Source organism: Alcanivorax sp. 97CO-5 (assembly GCF_000524665.1).
Taxonomy (GTDB): domain Bacteria; phylum Pseudomonadota; class Gammaproteobacteria; order Pseudomonadales; family Alcanivoracaceae; genus Alcanivorax; species Alcanivorax borkumensis.
On record NZ_KI965882.1, the window covers coordinates 62,226 to 79,842 of the forward strand.

20 protein-coding genes and 1 other RNA gene are annotated in these 17,617 nt (G+C 54.7%); 13 read left to right on the top strand and 8 right to left on the bottom strand.

What is annotated here, in order from left to right; all coding sequences use genetic code 11:
* Positions 1-211 precede the first annotated feature (211 nt).
* Entirely contained in the window at positions 212-1,261 is a 1,050-nt protein-coding gene (gene hrcA / locus Y017_RS05205; protein ID WP_035459417.1) for a heat-inducible transcriptional repressor HrcA, read from the bottom strand.
* A 148-nt stretch (positions 1,262-1,409) separates the two neighbouring features.
* Here hrcA and Y017_RS05210 point away from each other — a divergent pair, with 148 nt between their 5' ends.
* Together Y017_RS05210 and recN are read left to right on the top strand one after the other, a co-directional pair.
* Positions 1,410-1,937 (top strand): RDD family protein, encoded by a 528-nt coding sequence (locus Y017_RS05210; protein ID WP_011587607.1) that lies wholly within the window; start codon positions 1,410-1,412, stop codon positions 1,935-1,937.
* Between the two features lie 30 nt (positions 1,938-1,967).
* On the top strand, positions 1,968-3,635 hold the full coding sequence (gene recN / locus Y017_RS05215; protein WP_035459419.1) for a DNA repair protein RecN: 1,668 nt from the start codon (positions 1,968-1,970) through the stop codon (positions 3,633-3,635).
* Between the two features lie 58 nt (positions 3,636-3,693).
* On the opposite strand, the gene fur is transcribed toward recN, so the two are convergent.
* On the bottom strand, positions 3,694-4,095 hold the full coding sequence (gene fur / locus Y017_RS05220; protein ID WP_011587605.1) for a ferric iron uptake transcriptional regulator: 402 nt from the start codon (positions 4,093-4,095) through the stop codon (positions 3,694-3,696).
* Positions 4,096-4,283: 188 nt separating this feature from the next.
* Between fur and Y017_RS05225 the strand changes: the two genes are divergently transcribed.
* Positions 4,284-4,691 carry an outer membrane protein assembly factor BamE gene (locus Y017_RS05225; RefSeq protein WP_011587604.1) on the top strand — a complete coding sequence of 136 codons (408 nt, stop codon included), beginning with the start codon at positions 4,284-4,286 and terminating at the stop codon, positions 4,689-4,691.
* 28 nt (positions 4,692-4,719) lie between these two features.
* Here the strand turns inward: Y017_RS05225 and Y017_RS05230 are convergent, their stop codons facing one another.
* Together Y017_RS05230 and Y017_RS05235 are read right to left on the bottom strand one after the other, a co-directional pair.
* Positions 4,720-5,034 carry an RnfH family protein gene (locus Y017_RS05230; RefSeq protein ID WP_011587603.1) on the bottom strand — a complete coding sequence of 105 codons (315 nt, stop codon included), beginning with the start codon at positions 5,032-5,034 and terminating at the stop codon, positions 4,720-4,722.
* Positions 5,031-6,617, bottom strand: a complete 1,587-nt coding sequence (locus Y017_RS05235) for a sodium-dependent transporter (protein ID WP_035459421.1) — start codon at positions 6,615-6,617, stop codon at positions 5,031-5,033. The genes Y017_RS05230 and Y017_RS05235 overlap by 4 nt, the downstream gene beginning before the upstream one ends.
* 169 nt (positions 6,618-6,786) lie before the next feature.
* On the opposite strand from Y017_RS05235, the gene smpB reads away from it, so the two are divergent.
* Positions 6,787-7,266 carry an SsrA-binding protein SmpB gene (gene smpB / locus Y017_RS05240; RefSeq protein WP_035459423.1) on the top strand — a complete coding sequence of 160 codons (480 nt, stop codon included), beginning with the start codon at positions 6,787-6,789 and terminating at the stop codon, positions 7,264-7,266.
* Between the two features lie 51 nt (positions 7,267-7,317).
* On the opposite strand, the gene Y017_RS05245 is transcribed toward smpB, so the two are convergent.
* A complete protein-coding gene (locus tag Y017_RS05245; RefSeq protein WP_011587600.1) occupies positions 7,318-7,602 on the bottom strand; it encodes a hypothetical protein in 285 nt (94 codons plus the stop codon).
* 410 nt (positions 7,603-8,012) lie between these two features.
* On the opposite strand from Y017_RS05245, the gene ssrA reads away from it, so the two are divergent.
* Both ssrA and Y017_RS05250 read left to right on the top strand, forming a co-directional pair.
* Positions 8,013-8,369, top strand: a transfer-messenger RNA (tmRNA) gene (gene ssrA, locus Y017_RS15010).
* A 164-nt stretch (positions 8,370-8,533) separates the two neighbouring features.
* Complete coding sequence (locus Y017_RS05250) at positions 8,534-9,754, top strand: integrase arm-type DNA-binding domain-containing protein (protein ID WP_035459425.1); 1,221 nt, start codon at positions 8,534-8,536, stop codon at positions 9,752-9,754.
* A gap of 97 nt (positions 9,755-9,851) precedes the next feature.
* Here Y017_RS05250 and Y017_RS05255 read toward each other — a convergent pair whose 3' ends face one another.
* Complete coding sequence (locus Y017_RS05255) at positions 9,852-10,205, bottom strand: hypothetical protein (RefSeq protein WP_035459426.1); 354 nt, start codon at positions 10,203-10,205, stop codon at positions 9,852-9,854.
* A gap of 658 nt (positions 10,206-10,863) precedes the next feature.
* Here Y017_RS05255 and Y017_RS05260 point away from each other — a divergent pair.
* From Y017_RS05260 to Y017_RS05280, 5 genes are all read left to right on the top strand, one after another.
* Positions 10,864-11,148, top strand: coding sequence for an AlpA family transcriptional regulator (locus tag Y017_RS05260; RefSeq protein ID WP_035459428.1), 285 nt, complete (start codon positions 10,864-10,866; stop codon positions 11,146-11,148).
* Positions 11,145-11,489 (top strand): hypothetical protein, encoded by a 345-nt coding sequence (locus Y017_RS14870; RefSeq protein ID WP_051428703.1) that lies wholly within the window; start codon positions 11,145-11,147, stop codon positions 11,487-11,489. The genes Y017_RS05260 and Y017_RS14870 overlap by 4 nt, the downstream gene beginning before the upstream one ends.
* A 172-nt stretch (positions 11,490-11,661) precedes the next feature.
* Positions 11,662-12,072, top strand: coding sequence for a hypothetical protein (locus Y017_RS05270; protein WP_035459430.1), 411 nt, complete (start codon positions 11,662-11,664; stop codon positions 12,070-12,072).
* Between the two features lie 427 nt (positions 12,073-12,499).
* Entirely contained in the window at positions 12,500-12,847 is a 348-nt protein-coding gene (locus tag Y017_RS05275; protein WP_051428705.1) for a hypothetical protein, read from the top strand.
* Between the two features lie 48 nt (positions 12,848-12,895).
* Entirely contained in the window at positions 12,896-13,165 is a 270-nt protein-coding gene (locus Y017_RS05280) for a hypothetical protein (protein WP_155849242.1), read from the top strand.
* Between the two features lie 775 nt (positions 13,166-13,940).
* Here Y017_RS05280 and pdxH read toward each other — a convergent pair.
* Complete coding sequence (gene pdxH, locus Y017_RS05285) at positions 13,941-14,570, bottom strand: pyridoxamine 5'-phosphate oxidase (protein WP_035459434.1); 630 nt, start codon at positions 14,568-14,570, stop codon at positions 13,941-13,943.
* Between the two features lie 217 nt (positions 14,571-14,787).
* Between pdxH and Y017_RS05290 the strand changes: the two genes are divergently transcribed.
* Together Y017_RS05290 and Y017_RS05295 are read left to right on the top strand one after the other, a co-directional pair.
* On the top strand, positions 14,788-15,228 hold the full coding sequence (locus Y017_RS05290) for a YchJ family protein (protein ID WP_035459436.1): 441 nt from the start codon (positions 14,788-14,790) through the stop codon (positions 15,226-15,228).
* Between the two features lie 284 nt (positions 15,229-15,512).
* On the top strand, positions 15,513-16,742 hold the full coding sequence (locus Y017_RS05295; RefSeq protein ID WP_035459438.1) for a trans-acting enoyl reductase family protein: 1,230 nt from the start codon (positions 15,513-15,515) through the stop codon (positions 16,740-16,742).
* A 253-nt stretch (positions 16,743-16,995) separates the two neighbouring features.
* Here Y017_RS05295 and Y017_RS05300 read toward each other — a convergent pair.
* Positions 16,996-17,617: bestrophin family protein (locus Y017_RS05300; RefSeq protein ID WP_035459440.1), on the bottom strand; the 622-nt coding region annotated here is incomplete at its 5' end.

Consider the following 17,617-nt stretch of genomic DNA (forward strand, 5'->3'; position numbering starts at 1 on the left):
CGGGCAAAGATATGGGAACTATCGGGCAGGATTCAAGGGGGGAAATGACAAGCCTCAAGCTTCAAATCGCAACACGGGCCAAGCGGCAGCCATTCATCACAGCATAATAACCCGCGATCCAACCAAGGAAACACGCCGCTCGCCGATTAATTGCCGCGAGAAAGACCGCAACACAGGGCACGCCGATTTGCGTTGTAGCTTGTGGGTTATTTTAAAGCTGGGTAAGCGCCGCTGAGAGGATCTTAGCGGTGATGTCCACAGTGGGGATAACTTTCTCATAATCCATGCGGGTGGGACCAACCACTGCCAACACCCCCATCGGACCATCATCCGTCGTGTAAGGAGCGGAAATCAGCGAATAATCCTCAAACGGCTGAAACCCTGATTCTCGGCCGATAAAGATCTGCACCCCATCGGCTTTCATGGAGCGTTCAAGCAAATGCAAAATGTCACGCTTATGATTAAAGGCATCAAACAAGTTACGTAGCTGCCCCAAATTTTCCGCCTCAGCGGTCTGAATCAGGTTGGATTCCCCGGATACCACATAATCAGAGTCGGGACGCTCAGTACGCAGCGCCTTATCCGCCACAGCCACCGCCGTCTGCATCAGCGCATCCATCTGCTGGCGATCCGTATTCATGGTATCGAGCAAACCATCGCAAATGCTGTTCAAGTCCCAGCCTGCATAGGTATGGTTGATGTAGTTAGCCGCCTGGCGCAATTCCACTCCATCGTAATCCCGGTCGGTATGAATAATCCGGTTCTGCACTTCGGAGCGATTGACCACCAGCACCACCAGCACCCGCTTGCCCGACAATGGCAGAAATTCCACCTGGCGCAGAGTAGACACCTCGCGACGGGGCACCGCCACCAGCCCGGCCATGCGCGTCAATTCCGCCAGGGTTTTCGATGCCTGGGCGATCAACTCCTGGGAAGACTGCTCCGGCGCCAGCAACTGACGCAGCTCTTTTTTCAAATGCCGATGATCCGGGCGCTCCATCACGCTGGTCGCCAATAGCGAATCCACGTACAGCCGGTAACCCAGCTCTGTGGGAACTCGCCCCGCCGAAGTGTGCGGGCTACTCAACACCCCCAACTCTTCAAGCTCCGACATGATATTGCGCACAGTGGCAGGACTCACTGCCAAGCCGCTACCGCTGGCCAGCGTTTTCGAGCCCACCGGCTGGCCGTCACGGATATGCCGCTCGACCAGTGTCATCAGCAGGCGCTGCTTGCGTTCGTTGAGATCCAGCTTTGTCATAGGTGTATATGTACCAGAAAATCGCCGCACTATTATATAGAGAACCGTAGCCGGATTTCATTGAGCAGGGGCTTACACTCCCAGCGCGAATCCCCTACCATTAACCGGCACTGACCATAAGAACAGTCATCATTGCAAGGATGTCATCATGACCGGCGAAACCCCAAGCAATCCTTACCAGACTCCGGACAGCATAACCCAGAAGCCAAACAACCCCGGAGCCCCTGAACTGGCCAGCCGACTGTATCGCTTTCTCGGCGCAATCATTGATGGCCTAGTGCAAATGGTCATTATCGGCCCAATCATCTATTTCAGCGGGATCTGGGACGCCATGATGCAAAGCAGCGGCACTATCAGCTTGACCACCAGCATCGGCCTGTTCATCGCCGGGGAGCTGATCTTCCTAGCCCTGCAAGGCTGGCTACTCTTTAACCGCCAGCAAACCATTGGCAAAGCCCTTCTCGACATGCGTATCGTCGGCATGGAACAGGACAGCGTTCCCGCCGGCAAACTCTACGGGCTACGTTATTTTGTTTTCCACGTGCTCGCCCAGCTGCCCGGCATCAACCTGATCATGCTTATCGACCCGTTATTGATTTTCCGCTCAGACCGCCGCTGCCTGCACGACCACCTCGCCGGCACCCAAGTGATTCAAACCCAAAGAACGACCACTTAATCACGATTTCGCCTGTTGCAGAGGAACACCATGCTGACCCACTTAAGCGTTCGCCACTTTGCCACCGTTGACCAGCTGGAGCTAGAGCCCGAAAACGGGCTCACCGCCATCAGCGGCGAAACCGGGGCAGGCAAATCTGTCATCATCGATGCCCTAGGGCTCACCCTAGGGAACAGGGCCGACTCATCGATTGTTCGCCACGGCCACGACCGCGCCGAAGTGCTGGCCACCTTCGACCTGCGCAACAACGCTGCCGCACAGCAATGGCTGATCGAACGGGAGCTGGATGATGAAGAACAATGCCTGCTTCGCCGTACCGTGCGTGCCGACGGCCGCTCCCGGGCTTATGTGAACGGCACCCCCACCCCGCTGTCGGAGGTACGAGAGCTGGGTGAACGTCTGATCAGCATTCACAGCCAGCACGAGCACCAAGCACTACTAAAAAAGGATGCCCACCGGCAGTTGCTGGACAATTTCGCCCATGCTCGCGACTTGGCCAACAGCGTGCGCGAGCACTGGCGCCACTGGCAGAGAGCCCGCCGTGCCCACGATGACGCCCTGAACCAAGCCCGTGAGCAAAATGAGAAAGAAGAACTGTTACGCTTCCAACTAGAAGAGCTGGACGCCCTCGCCCTGCAGGACGGCGAGCTGGAGCAACTGGAGCTGGAGCAACAACGACTGGGCAATGCAGAAAACTTGATCCGGCTTTGCCAGCAGTCCCTTGACGCACTTTATGAAGGCGAGGACGGCACCTGCAACGACCACCTTAGCCAAGTTAGCCACTGGTTAGACGATGCGCGCAATAACGACGGCGACTTGGGCAGCATTGCCGACACCGTGGAATCCGCCCGCCTGCAAGTGGAAGCCGCCGCCGACGACCTGCGTCATTACTTGGAAAAATTAGATCTGGACCCGGCGCGCCTCAGCCAGGTGGAAGAACGCCTGAGCCAAAGCTACACCCTGGCCCGCAAGCACCGCGTTCGCCCGCAAGAGCTGGTAGAACATCATCGCAGCCTGCTGGCCGAATCCGATGCCCTGGGCAATGTGGATGCCCAGCTGCATGCTCTGGCGGAACAAGAAGCGACCGCCCAGCAGCACTACATGGACAGCGCCCGCAAGCTAACCAAGGCTCGCCGCAGCGCCGCCAAGACTCTCAGCCAGCAAGTGCAAAAGCAACTCACGGCTCTGGGCATGAAAGCCGCGCAACTGGATGCCTGCCTAAGCGAGTGCCCCCCGAGCCTGGAGGGCTTGGAAGAAGTGGAGTTTTTGTTTACAGCCAACCCAGGGCAGCCACTCAAACCACTGGGCAAAGTCGCTTCCGGTGGCGAATTATCGCGGGTCAGCCTCGCCATCCAGGTGATCTGTGCGCGCAACCTGACCGTGCCCAGCCTAGTGTTCGATGAAGTAGACGTGGGCGTTGGCGGCGGCGTTGCCGAGATTGTGGGCCGATTACTGCGCGAACTGGGGCAGCATGCTCAAGTGCTGTGCATTACCCACCAGCCACAGGTGGCCAGTCAAGGGCATCAGCATTGGCAGGTGCACAAAATCCAAGAGGATGAGACCACCCACACCCGCATCCAAGAGCTAGATGACGCCGCCAGAGTGGAAGAATTGGCGCGAATGCTAGGAGGAGTAGAAATTACCGAGTCCACCCGTAACCATGCCAAAGAAATGCTGAGCAAGGCGCAGGCAGCGTGACAGAAAACGCAACCTACACGCCACGCCAAACCTCCACCCTAAAGCGCCTACGTGTCGCCTACTTCTTGGGTTTGACGTACAGCACCAGTGAGTGATCCACAATCTCGTAACCATACTCCTCGGCAATAGCATGCTGCCGCGACTCAATCACGTCATCCATAAATTCGACCACCGCGCCGGTTTCCATGCACACCATATGATCATGGTGCTCTTCATCAGCCAGCTCGAATACAGCAGAGCCACCTTCAAAGTTGTGGCGCAACACCATGCCAGCCTGCTCGAACTGCGTCAGCACGCGATATACCGTCGCCAAGCCCACGTCTTCGCCGGAATCCATCAACGACTTGTAGATATCTTCCGCGCTCAAGTGGCGCTCTGCGGACTTCTCCAGCTGCTGAAGGATTTTCACCCGCGGCAGGGTCACTTTAAGGCCCGCTTTTCTGAGATCCTGATTATCCAATGCGTATGCTCCATCTGCCAATCAATGGCGGTTTTGAAAAAGGCGGGAAATTTGTACCACCAAGAGTACCAAGGCGAACTCATCGCGCCGCGAGCTGTCAATAAAATATGACCCTATCGTCAGACCGGAGTTTGTCATAGGTTCCCAAGTCTGTATTATCGCCCGAACACTTAGCGAAGTCGAAAATCATGTCCCGCATTCTAGTTACACTATTACTAGTATCACTTCTAGCCTCTGCCGGATGCAGCACGCTGCGTTTTCCTGGCGTCTACAGAATTGATATTCCGCAAGGTAACTTTGTCACCGAAGATATGCTCAGCGAGCTGCAGCCAGGCATGACTCCGGAGCAAGTACGCTACGTCCTCGGCGCACCCACCTTGGTGGACCCGTTCACTCCGGATCTGTGGCTCTACCCAATGACCTATCGGCCCGGCAAAGGTGACAAGGTTAGCCAGAACATCGCTGTTTACTTTGAAGATGGCGCTTACAGGCGCTATGAGGGCGAGGTTATAGAAGACATCAAGTCCAAAACCTCCGGTCGCAGCGACATCGAATTACAACGTAAAGCCGCAGACCGCAGGAATGACGCTCAATAGCCTTCGGTCTTGCGCTGCCCCCTCACGCTTAGTTCGATGCTTTACCTGCTGATGCCTTTTCTTTTGCGCGCCTCTTACGGTTAAGTTTGGGGTCGGCCGTCAGCGGACGGTAGATTTCCACCCGCTCGCCAGGCTTCAATATATGCCCAGCCGGGTTTGCCACCACTTTACCGAACACCCCCATGGGCGCCTTATCTAGATCGAGATCGGCAAACTGCTCGCCGATACCCGACAGCTTAGCGGCGTCCAGCATAGAGGTACCATCAGGCACATCAAGACCAATCAGCCGCTGTTTTTGCGGTAACGCGTAGACCACCTCCACATGAATCATTGTTTCGCTCACCGTACAGGCACCTGCTCAGCCGGGGCAGAAGGCACCCCATCCACGTCACCGGGCTCAATCGGTTCCGTCACCGGAGCCGGGGTCGGAGTATCGGCTTCGGCGGCACCATGCATCTCGAACACCTGAGCATCAGCCTCCGTCATCTCTGCGGGTAACGCCCGTTGCACAGACCCAACCTCATCAGCGGGCGCCACCGCACTCCAGATGGAATACACAAATAAGGCTACCACTGCCGCCGGAGAGAAAATCCGCACCAGCGCACGCCACACCAGATACAACTTGAAGTTCTTGATGCCCAATTCCTTACGCGCCTGGGTTTCCTTCATCACCCAGCCGGCAAAGATAGCGATTAACAAGCCACCCAGCGGCAACATCACCGTGGTGGACAGAAATTCCATGTTGTCGAAGAAAGTGCCAGCCAGGAAGGTATTATCCTCCCACACATTGAACGACAGCACCGAACCGACACCCAATAGCCAAGCGCCCAAACCGACCAGGATGGCGGCTTTCACCCGGGTCAGACCTTTTTCCACCAACCAGGCCACCACCGGCTCACCCAAGCTAATGGACGAGCTCCACGCCGCGCACACTACCAACAGGAAGAACAAAGAACCGAACAACACGCCACCGGGAATATTCCCGAACGCCAGAGGCAGAGTAACAAACATCATTCCCGGCCCCTGGCCCACTTCCAACCCGCCAGAAAACAACAACGGGAACATGGCCATGCCAGCACCCAGTGCCACCAGAGTATCCAGTATGGCAACGATGGCCACCGTAGAAAGAATTGATATCGGCTTCTTTTTGCCCGTCTTCGGGTCGGTCACCTCGCGCGGCATATAAGCCCCATAGGCCATGATCGCGCCCATGCCCAGGCTCAGCGTAAAGAATGCCTGCCCAACCGCCACCAGTACCGCTTTGCCAGTGAGCTTGGAGAAATCAAACGCAAACAGGAAATTCATGGCGTCGCTAAAGCCAGGCGTCGTCGTCGCGTAACCCACCAGCACCAGCAGCAGCACGAACAACAGCGGCATCAGCACCTGTACGGCTTTTTCCAGCCCACCTTTCACGCCACGAGCAACCACCACCATAGTGAGCAGCATGAACAACGAATGGAAACCTAGCATCAACCAAGGGTTGGCCAACATGGTGTCAAAATGCGCCTCGGACTGGGTGGCCGTAATGCCGTCAAACGCCCCACGGGCCGCTTCCCAAGTGTAATATAATGCCCAGCTGGCCACCGCAGAATAAAACGACAGAATCAGGAATGCCGACAGCGCGCCCAGTATCCCAATGCCAGCCCAACGCTGGGTGACTTTGCTCTCACTGGCAAGCTTGCGCATGGTGTTGATCGGACTCAAACCGCCTTTGCGACCTAGCATGACTTCTGCGGTCATAATGGGAATCCCCACCACCGCAATACACAATAGATACAACAACACAAAGGCCCCGCCACCGTTTTCCCCGGTGATATACGGAAAGCGCCAAATATTACCCAACCCCACTGCCGACCCAGTTGCCGCCAAAATAAAGACCCAACGGCTGCCCCACACTCCATGGACCGACTTGTTTTCTTGCTTCATAACACCATTACTCTTATTCGCGTGGCGGTATTGTCTTTTTTTTGGCAGGGCGGCTCAAGTGACAGCCAGTAACATCGTAAACATTGGTACATAGTCACCTACCCGACACCAGCCCCCGACAGACAAACCGCTATCAGCCAGTCACCCCTTGCTCTATAATTGCCGCCCTATGGGAAAAGCCAACAAAAAAGCCAAAGCACCGTCGGCCACCATTGCGCAAAACCGCAAGGCACGCCACGAATATCATCTGGAAGAGCACTTCGAAGCCGGCCTAGTACTGGAAGGCTGGGAGGTGAAATCTCTGCGTGCCGGCAAAGGCAATCTTACAGAAGCCTATGTCTTGCTAAAAAACGGCGAAGCTTTTCTGTTCGGTGCCCGCTTCGAGCCACTCAACACCGCCAGCACCCACGTCAACCCTGATCCGACACGCACACGCAAATTGCTACTGCATCGTCGTGAGCTAGGCCGAGTATTTGGGGGGGTACAGAAAGACGGCTTCACCTGCGTACCGGTGAGCCTATATTGGAAGAAAGGATTCGCCAAATGCGACATCGCATTGGCCAAGGGCAAGCAGAAATTTGACAAGCGCGCCACAGAGAAAGAGCGCGACTGGAACCGTCAGAAACAGCGCGTACTGCGGCAGAGATAACGCGGTTAAGGCGCTACCTCTGCTCGCTGGGCACTGTCTGAAACTGGGTCATTACGCCGTGTGATGGGTGTCCACATCCTGCGCACGGCTATCGCCACGTAACTGCCAGTAAAATTGCAGCCAAGCGCGCAGCACCGCAGGCATGAAGTAGACAGCGAACAGAATCACAGGAATCCGTACTTCCGGGGTCGCCATATCCACCAAATAAATGCCCGCTGCATACGCAACCAGCGCAAATATCAGCTGCAAAGCCCTGTAAAGCAGCGGCTGAGCCTTCAAAGGCGACAGTGCCTTCTCGGAAACTTGCCCTGCTGACCGAAAGATCGTGTTCATCATCCTTCTCCTTCAATGAACGACAACGCTTTGATCAGCGGCCTTCTTGAAATCTCAATCTCAAGGCTCGCTGTAAAGCCATTGTGTGGTACACAATTTTTGAGCCAGATGTTTTGGGCGCTCATAGCTTCCCGTTCATCTTTTGCCCAACCCCACCACCGAACGATGTAACAATTAGTGGTGACACCGCTATAATGCGCCCGAAGAATGGTAGAACAAGCCCGCACTGTAGGACTGTTAGACAAAAATCGTGTAGAGAGGTAACACTTTTCACAATTTAAAGCACAACCCGCGCGGCCATCATATTGCAAGCCACAAAACCAGGGGCCGCATCCCCGCCCTCTCTCTCAGTACTCTCCCTAACATTGAAAATCGACTTCCCTGCCCCCATCCCTTAGAATGAACCCATCACAGGGGCCGACCTGGATTCGACGCCGGTACTGAATTCTGTGGTGCATGCCGAGAAGGTCACGAGTCTCGTAAATCATTTGTGACATATTAAAGCAATCGCAAACGACGATTCTTACGCACTAGCAGCTTAAACCCTGCTTATCGCCAATCGACCCTGCCTGTGGGGAAGAGCGGCGAGCATCGCAACACAGGCTCGCAGCAAAGTCCGCCCCGGATGGCGCTGTTAAAACTCTTAGGGGCCCGGCTTTCACGTCCTGCCAGTTGGGCTGTGAAGGCTTAAATCAATAAACATGGCTAAGCATGTAGATCTGCAGATGGATTGCTGACGGACGCGGGTTCGATTCCCGCCGGCTCCACCAAATCCAACTCTAAAGCCGCCTAGTGCGGCTTTTTTGTTGCCTAAAAACAGGCATTTACCACACTTTCACTGTCTAACCCCCTATAGCCCACCCTATTGCAATCCGGGGGTGCATGGGGGTATATCTGGGGGTACATTTGATACCCCCACAGGATATACCCCCAAATGCCGCTCACAGATACAAAGATCCGGGCCGCCAAACCGGCAGACAAGAACTACCGACTCAGCGACGAGAAGGGCATGTACCTGGAAGTCACCAAGGCTGGCGGGCGCTACTGGCGGATGAAGTATCGGTATCAAGGCAAAGAGAAGCTGCTAGCCCTTGGCGTTTACCCTGACGTGTCGCTGGCTCAGGCCCGCGCCAAACGTGATGAAGCCCGCGCCCTACTGGCGGACGACACCGACCCAGGGCAAGCCCGCAAGGCAGCCAAACGTGAGAAAGCCAAGACTGCCGCCAACAGCTTTGAAGTCATCGCCCGCGAGTGGCATGGCATACAGGCGGCAGGTCGCTGGACTGAGGGCCACGCCACCAAGACCCTGCAAGGGCTGGAGAAGCATATCTTCCCCGAACTGGGCCACCGCCCCATATCCGAAATCACCGCCGGGGAGTTGCTGGCGGTACTGAAAGCCATGCAGGCAGGGGGCACTATCGACCGAGCCAACCGCTTACGGCAAACCTGTGGAGAGGTATTCCGCTATGGCATCGCGACGGGCACCAACGAGGGCAACCCCGCCGCCGACCTAGTGCGCACCCTGCAAGCAAGCCCACAGCGCCACTTTGCCGCCCTGAGCAAGGATCAACTACCCGACTTCCTGCAAGCCCTCAAGAAGGAACACAGAGCCTCTCCGGTGACCTGCCTTGGCCTCAAGCTGCTAACCCTAACCTTCGTGCGCCCTGGTGAGCTACGGCAGGCCCAGTGGGAAGAATTCGATATTGAGGCCGGCATGTGGGAGGTACCCGCAGAACGCATGAAGATGCGGGTTTCCCATCTGGTACCTCTCTCCCCCGAAACACTGGCCACGCTGGAACAGCTGAGGGAACTAACCGGCAATACCGAACTGCTGTTCCCTGGCCGATCCAACATCCGCAAGCCCATCAGTGACAACACCTGGCGCCAGGCCCTTCACGCCATGGGCTACAAGGTCACCGCCCACGGTTTCCGTGCCACCGCCAGCACTATACTGAACGAAATGGGCTACCGAGCAGACGCAATCGAACGCCAGCTATCCCATGGCGAACGAAATAAGGTACGTGCAGCCTACAACCGGGCCGAATATCTGAAGGAGCGGAGGGAGATGATGAACCACTGGGGAAAACTAATAGGCTCGATGTCTAAAGACCGAACGGCAATCCCCATACTCAAACAAAACAACCAAGCATCGTGATGCACTCTTGGTATCCAGCAAAACCAAACAAGCCAACCAATTCGTTATTGCCGCTCAAATGAGAAACACTGGGATCATCAAAACCCCACCAAGAGTGTTAACTCTTATCAGCATCACCTCTCTCAAGGCACTTGAGAGCATAGAGCTCAATTCTCTGGATGAGAGGAAGGCTGAATGTCGCAAGCATAAAGGACAGAAAGCTCCTAACATGGCCAGCCAAGTCGCCAGACATAACAAACAACATTCCATAAAAACCATAGAATGCGGCACCCCAAAAACCCACTATGCCTAAAGCCATCCATACACGAGGCACCCAGGCCCCATTATAAGCTCGCTCTATTTCCTTACCTGCAACGCGGGGCTCATGCAATAAAATCCATATCCAAACCATCATTGCCGCAACAGATAAACAACACAGCCCCCCCAGAATCCAAAACAGAACCTCTCTCATACCGCCTCCGTTCATTCAAAGCCATCAGCTAAACGCTGCGCATCAACGAAAACCATTCAAAGCACCCAACTCTTAGCATCCAATATTCCCCCCAAAAAAAGACAAACCTCACAAGAAAACACTATCTTCATATTTTCCTGAAAATTTTACATTCTCTATAACGTTGCGATAACCGCAACAACACGTTTTTATCAGCATATATCTACATTTTCTCCCTATTAAATACCGCCTTTTTATTTTCAAAGACTTAAGATTTAAAAGCCTTACTTTCCTTATTTTTATTCAAATAATTTGATGCGAAAACGTCACCAGAAATGAAAGCATAGCCAGTAGAGAATAGAAAAACTCCAATTCATACAGACTTGTTTATCTTATTTACAGTGATAGCGTTATCTATACCGACAGACGGCAATAGACAGGAGTATTCAGAAATGGAGATTTAGAAAATAGAACTTAGAGGAACCCCTGGTTGCCAGAAAAGTTTCCCCACTCACCGACAACCAGGGCACCGGCAGAGCCGGGCGGAGCATGCGTAAGCCATACGCCGTGATGCTAATAGTGCAACAGCCGTTTACTCAGGTAAACCCCATTTTGCACAAAGTAAAAATCACGCCAACTCCTGCCCTCCCGCCACAATCATAAAACTGGAGAAACAGTCATGAATGACTTACCCCGGGCAGGATACTTGCGCCTATCGCAAATCATTGGCCAAGCAGAAATCACCGAAAAACAGGCGGCCAATAACCGCAAAAAAGGGAAAGGCCCCAAACGAGCAAAACCAGGAATTCCAGCCATCATTCCAGTCAGCCCATCAACATGGTGGGCCGGCGTTAAATCCGGTCGCTTTCCCAAAGGGGAGAAACCTTTCGGCGGCAACACAACCATGTGGCGTGCAGAGAGCATCTGCGCCTTGCTCGAACGCAAGGGGGAGAATGCAGCATGAAGGAAAAACAGAAAGCCCCCGCCCCGGTAGCAGCCGGGAGCGAGGGCCAAGGCAACTCCAAACACTGTCCACAGCATCTTACCATAGGCCCGCGCCATCGCCGGTTGCTGGCGGCACTGGAACGCAGAACCACAGTTACCCGTGAACAGGCCGACCGGATCGCCCACGCCAGCAACTCGCCCCACTATGTCGGGGAGCTGCGTAAGCGGTACGGAATCCCTGTACAGCTACTGATGACCTCAGGTATCGACTATGACGGCCAGAAGATCCAATACGGGGTTTACTGGCTGGATGGTGACGGCAAGGCCGCCGCCCGCAAACTGCTCAGGGAGGCCAGCTAATGCGCTTCTTAATCGAAATAGAGCAACGGACTACAACATCCCTAGTCATCGAGGCAGATAGCCATGAGTGCGCCCTAGAGGCCGTCTGGGGCGCAGCAAGGGACGATTGCCTACTGGGAGACCCAACCCCACAGCCCCCAACAGTAAAGCGTATTACAGAGCTGAGGGAGTAATGGCCAAAGACAAACGAGCCCGGATCAAGGGACGGAAAAGTACGGCTGGCTTTATGGGCTTGCCTCACCACATCCTAGGCAGCCCAGCTTACCTGTCACTAGATGGCTGGGCTGTGAAGCTGCTCGTAGACATAACCAGCCAATACCATGGTTACAACAATGGAGACTTAGCCATCGCCTGGACAATCATGAAGCTCAAAGGTTGGCGCTCTAGGGCAACTTTGAACAACGCCCGCAAGAAACTATTGGCGCGAGGCCTAATCCAGCTCACAAGGCAGGGAGGCAGGAACAGGCCAAGCCTTTACGGCATCACATGGCAAAGCATTGATGAGTGCAAGGGAAAGCTTGAAATTGGGCCAACGGACAGGCCCAGCAACCAATGGAGGGAATATCAAGAGGAGGCCGCCTAAGCATTTTCTGTAGCACGGCATCCGTGTCAACGTAGCACGGTATCCGCGTCAGTCAGGGAAAAAAAGGTCTGCTCCTTCAATAATTGACACGGTATCCGTGCTAGTCCTGCTGTTTTTCCAATCTCATTAGCACGGTATCCGTACACCTATATATATTACCAAGGGGGTGTTGCTTCTAAGGGTTTCAAAAGGTCTTTAAAAGGCTTTTAAGTGTTCATGGCTCACGCGCGAAAAAATAAAACGGCAAGATGCCATCGGCGGCAACCAGCACACCCTTCACTGTGAAGCAGAATAGCGCACAGAGCATTACAGGCCGGACATGGGGCGCCAAACGAGAAACCGAGTAATATCTTCAATAGATAGAGATTGGGAAATGTGCTTCAGTATGAATCACATACCAATATCCAAAAAAGCCAAAGGGGGAATTATGAAAATCACCATCATCGCAATAATGGTCGCTCTGCTAGCGGCATGTGCCACCCGGAGTTACACCGTGGGCAAACCGTTCCCATCTGAGAAGGTCGAGCTGATAAAGAAAGGGGAAACAACCGCATCCGAAATTGAGGCAATGTTCGGCCAGCCATTTAGCAAAAGTGCCACATCTGCTACGCAGGAAAAGTGGATTTATTCTTATGTTCAGGGAACTGCATCAGCAACAATGGGAGCCGTAAGCAGCACGAGCAACCAAAAGACACTAGACCTGCTTATGGACGATGGGATCGTTATCAATTACACCTTCATGGAAGGGGCCATACCGGGATACGAATCACAGTAATGGCCGGCCGACAGGCCATTTATGGAGAATGATAAAATGGAGAGTGGGATGAATTTAGTGCAGCTAATTATTGTTCTGACAGTAATCGCAATCATATCTTGGGGGATATATCGCGCAAAAAGCATCAGTAAACCCACCGAAGAACCCACCGAGAAAGCCCACGCAGCTAGAATCGTAGACATAGATATGCCTTTTGGCTCCATGGTGACCTTCATGGTCAAGTGGTCGCTTGCCTCAATACCCGCATTAATGATCCTCGCTTTGTTCGGATTCGCCGCTGCAATGGTGTTCGGCGCGATGACCGGTGTTAGATACTAGTCTCGCTCTTGCCTGGGCACCGAGAGCAAACCAGAGCCGGGAATGAGCCACCATGGCAACACGGGGCGGACGGGTGACGCCACTGCCCCCCCTGAACCGCTAGCTACCCTAGATGCCGTTGCAGCCTCACCATAAGGTCTGTCAGCAAGGTTACCGCAAGGTTTCGCCCAATCGCACCCGGCCGCGCGCCTGCCTGTTTTATAATCGGGAAAATCAGCCACTAGCCAAATGTGACCCGCGAGCACTTGTCTCTGCTTAATAGCACTAATGTTGCACTAAGGGTATGTGATCCCCGCGCGCGTAGGGGGTGCGAACCAATCTGCGCATTTAGGCCGCCAGCACCAGGCAAGGGGGGCTAGTTAAAACTCAAAACCGCCAGCGACAAAGACCACCCGCTCAACTCTTTCCTATTGCTAACCCACTTCCGCCGCCAAAAAAATATAAAAAGTTCCTGTTGTTAAATGGCAAGGTCAGAAGCCCATAAAACCTGACATGCAAAACAGGGACACGTTGCCCCACTGGGGGTATATCTGGGGGTATATATACAAATCGAACACACACAAATCCTTTTATTTCAATCCGTTATGCCACCATTTCAATTGACGCCGGCCCAAACAAAGAAGGCGCAAGCTATTGATAGCATCATATTCTCGCTATCTTTGGCTTGCGCTTTTTTTATGGCACCGGAAAAGCCTCGCAAAGCAGAAGAAGCTATCACGTATTTCAGCTCATTAGCCGTCCGCCAACGATGTGTAGTGGCGTTGTGAGCACAAGCTTATGGCGCAAGGCGTTCACGCTGCCAGCAGCCATCTCCTTGCTTCACGTACCGAAAACGGTCATGCAAACGACTGGGGCGGCCATGCCAAAACTGGATTTCGGTGGGGATGATCCGGTAGCCCCCCCACTGCTCCGGGCGAGGCACCGGCGCCGAAGGAAATTCCTGCTCCAGCCTCGACACCTCTGCCTCCAACCATTCCCGGCTAGCGGGTCGGCTCTGGGGGGAAATGGCTGCACTCACCTGGCTGGCATAGGGGCGGGAGGCGAAGTAACTGTCTGATTCTTCCTGATCCACTTTTTGCGCCTCGCCAATCACTATCATTTGGCGATCAAATGGCTGCCAGAACATGGTGAAGGACACCTTGGGGTTGGCCGCGATCTCTTCACCCTTGCGGCTGTCGTAGTGGGTAAAAAAGGTAAACCCCTGATTCTCGATTCCCTTGAGCAGGACCACTCGCGAAGAAGGCTGGCCATTGGCGCTCACCGTGGCAAGCGTGATGGCATTGGGCAGCGGCAATTCAGCTTCAATCGCTTCATCTACCCAACGACGGGCCTGCTCCAGCGGATCATCATGGAGGGTGGCTTCGGTCAGGCCGTCAGCGTGATATTCTTCGCGCACGTCTTTCATGGTTTCCCCGGCTGGCTGTCATTCTGAGCGGGCAGTATAACGCCCGAGGAGGCCATGGCAGAAGGCTCTCTACACTTCTCTGGCAACACCGCCGGGCTGGCGCGCGGCTAAACGAGGCAACAAATGCCCTGGTGCTACATCGCCTAGGGCGACCAAAGCATCCAACCGTTACGCCAGGATTTGATTGCGTTATTTGATTGTTTTTCTGGAGCTAAAAATGTCCGCCTGCCCATGCCAATCCGGCCTGGATTACCGCCAATGCTGTCAGCCTCTGCATGAGGGCAAACCCGCACCATCCCCGCAAGCGTTGATGCGTTCACGGTTCTGCGCCTTTGCCCTAAACAATACCGCCTACCTGACCAGCAGCTGGCACCATAGCCAGCGTCCCGCCACCCTGACGCTGGATAGTGACGAACAGTGGCTGGCATTGGAGATTCTTCACTGCGATACCGATGGTGACACCGGCACCGTCCATTTCCGCGCGACCAGCAAACATCGCCAAGGCCTCAGCGTCCTGGAAGAAAACTCCCGTTTTGTTAAGGAAAATGGCCACTGGTTTTACCTGGACGGCACACCCAAATCGAGCGTGTTAAAGCTTGGGAGAAATGATCCCTGCCCTTGCGGTAGTAGCAGGAAGTTCAAGAAATGTTGCGGATAAAGAACATTATACGGCCTTACATCCTTTGCAAACTGGATGGCCCGCGCCGACACCAGTAATTCAGCAGAAGACGCGCGCGCCCAACGGGAGAGCAGCAACTGCCAGCGCTCCCACGGCCGTCGAAATAGGCCTTGCCAGAGCCTGAATGGAGCCTTCTGCCCTGCCCGTGCGTGATCTCACTGGTTACGCATTGGCGCCTCAATGGCTTAGGATAGCCTCAAAGCCAGACGTTCTAGTTACGCTGATGTTATTGATCCATTTCGCTGATTCTTTAAGGTGTCCCCATGAGCGATTCACAATTTGATGTGGTGGTCTTCGGTGCTTCCAGCTTCGTTGGCCAGATTCTCTGCCAATACCTCTTTGACACCTACGGGGCCAATGGTGAACTGAAGTGGGCAGCCGCCGGGCGCTCGCAGAACAAGCTGAAACGAGTAAAAGCCTCTCTCGGCGACGGCGCCAGCACCCTCCCCTTGATCATCGCCAATGCCAACGACGCCGACAGCCTAGACGCCCTCTGCGCGCAAACTCGCGTAGTGGTTTCAACGGTGGGGCCCTACGCCTTGTATGGCGAGCCCATGATCAAGGCCTGTGTCAACAGCGGTACAGATTACTGCGACCTCACAGGGGAAGCCCAGTGGATAGCGGAAATGCTAGAAAAATACGAAACCACCGCCAAGAAAAATGGCGCACGTATCGTGCACTGCTGCGGATTCGATTCCATTCCCTCTGACATGGGGGTCTACTTTCTCCAACAGCAATCTCAAGCGCGCTTTAACGCCCCCGCCAGCACTGTGCACATGCGGGTAAAGGTCGCCAAGGGTGGCGTATCCGGCGGCACCGTCGCTAGCATGATGAATATTGCAGAAGAAGCAGGCAAAGACCCGGCTCTGCGCAAGAAATTGGCCGACCCGTACCTGCTCTGCCCTCCGGACCACGGCTTCAAGAGCCGCCAGAACAGCATCGGACTGGCCAGTTACGATGACGATTTCAACGCCTGGGTTGGCCCTTTTGTGATGGATGCCATTAACAGCCGCGTGGTGCATCGCTCCAACGCCTTGAGTGGCAAGGCCTACTCCGATCACTTCATCTATAGCGAGGCCATGCTCACTGGCAATGACATGGGCGGGCGCATGAAAGCACTGGGTATCGGCGTCGGCACCGGCCTGTTCTTTGTCGCCGCCGCGGTCAAGCCCACCCGCTGGGTGCTAAACACATTTGTAATGCCGCAACCCGGCGAGGGGCCCAGCCCAGAAGCACAAAAAGCCGGCTTCTATGACATCCGTTTTGTTGGCCACACCGACAACAGCGAAACCCTGAAAGTAAAAGTCACCGGCGATGCGGACCCCGGTTACGGCTCCACGGCCAAACTGCTTGGGCAAGCCGCCGCCTGCCTGGCACAAGACGTGGCAGAAGACGCCCCCGGCGGCTTCTGGACAACAGCCACTCTGCTTGGCGAGCCCTTACTGAAACGACTACAGGATAATGCCGGCATGACCTTCACCGTCATCGACTGAAAAACTCGGCCTGCGAGCCTTGCTCGCGGGCTGGAGCTTGCTAAAAACACCCAGTGATCACGACCCTGCGAGGCGAGGGCACGGACCACCGCACTGGCCCCGTGATGCTAACCGAGCTGCCGCACACTATTGAGACAGTGAATTCCGCCTACGAAAAACCACACCAATACACAAAACGAGCTCGAGTAATTGCCGTTCTGCACTGCTGACTTCACACCAAACCCAAAATGTTCTCGTTTCCTATTAACCCGACTTACTGGAGCTGAAAGTTCTTTACCGGTAAGGGCGCGGGTGCAACATCCCCCAACGCGTCCGCAACGGAAATCTCATGGATACGACACAAGGCATCCAACGGCAGGTCATTAGGGGCACGCCCGAACGGGGTTTCTAGGTGCTCAGAAAGGCGATCAATACCGAAGAAGGTATAGGCTACGACGGCGGTGAGAATGGGTGACACCCATCCCATGCTTCCAGTCAATACGAAAGGCAACAGGTAGCAATAGACATAGGCTGTACGGTGAACCAACAAGGTATAGGCAAACGGCAGAGGCGTAGTCGCAATTCGTTCGCTGGCAGCCTGAACCTTACTCAGCGCGGCCAAACGCTCATCAAGCATCCTCAAACCCATACTATCCAACGAGCCCTGACGATACTGCTCACCCAGCAGGCTGCCAGCCTGTGCGATAAAGGCATCGGCGGGATTCGCGGTTGCCAATGCTAGATCACAGTCTTCACGCGACACCCAGGCCAACAAATCCTCGCCAACATTTTCTTCCCGTAGCTGCCCTTTCAGGGCGTGGGCATAGGCAAGGGCCCTCATCAGTATAGCTCGCCGGGCAGGCGCATCTTGAATCGCCACCAGTTCATTAGACACT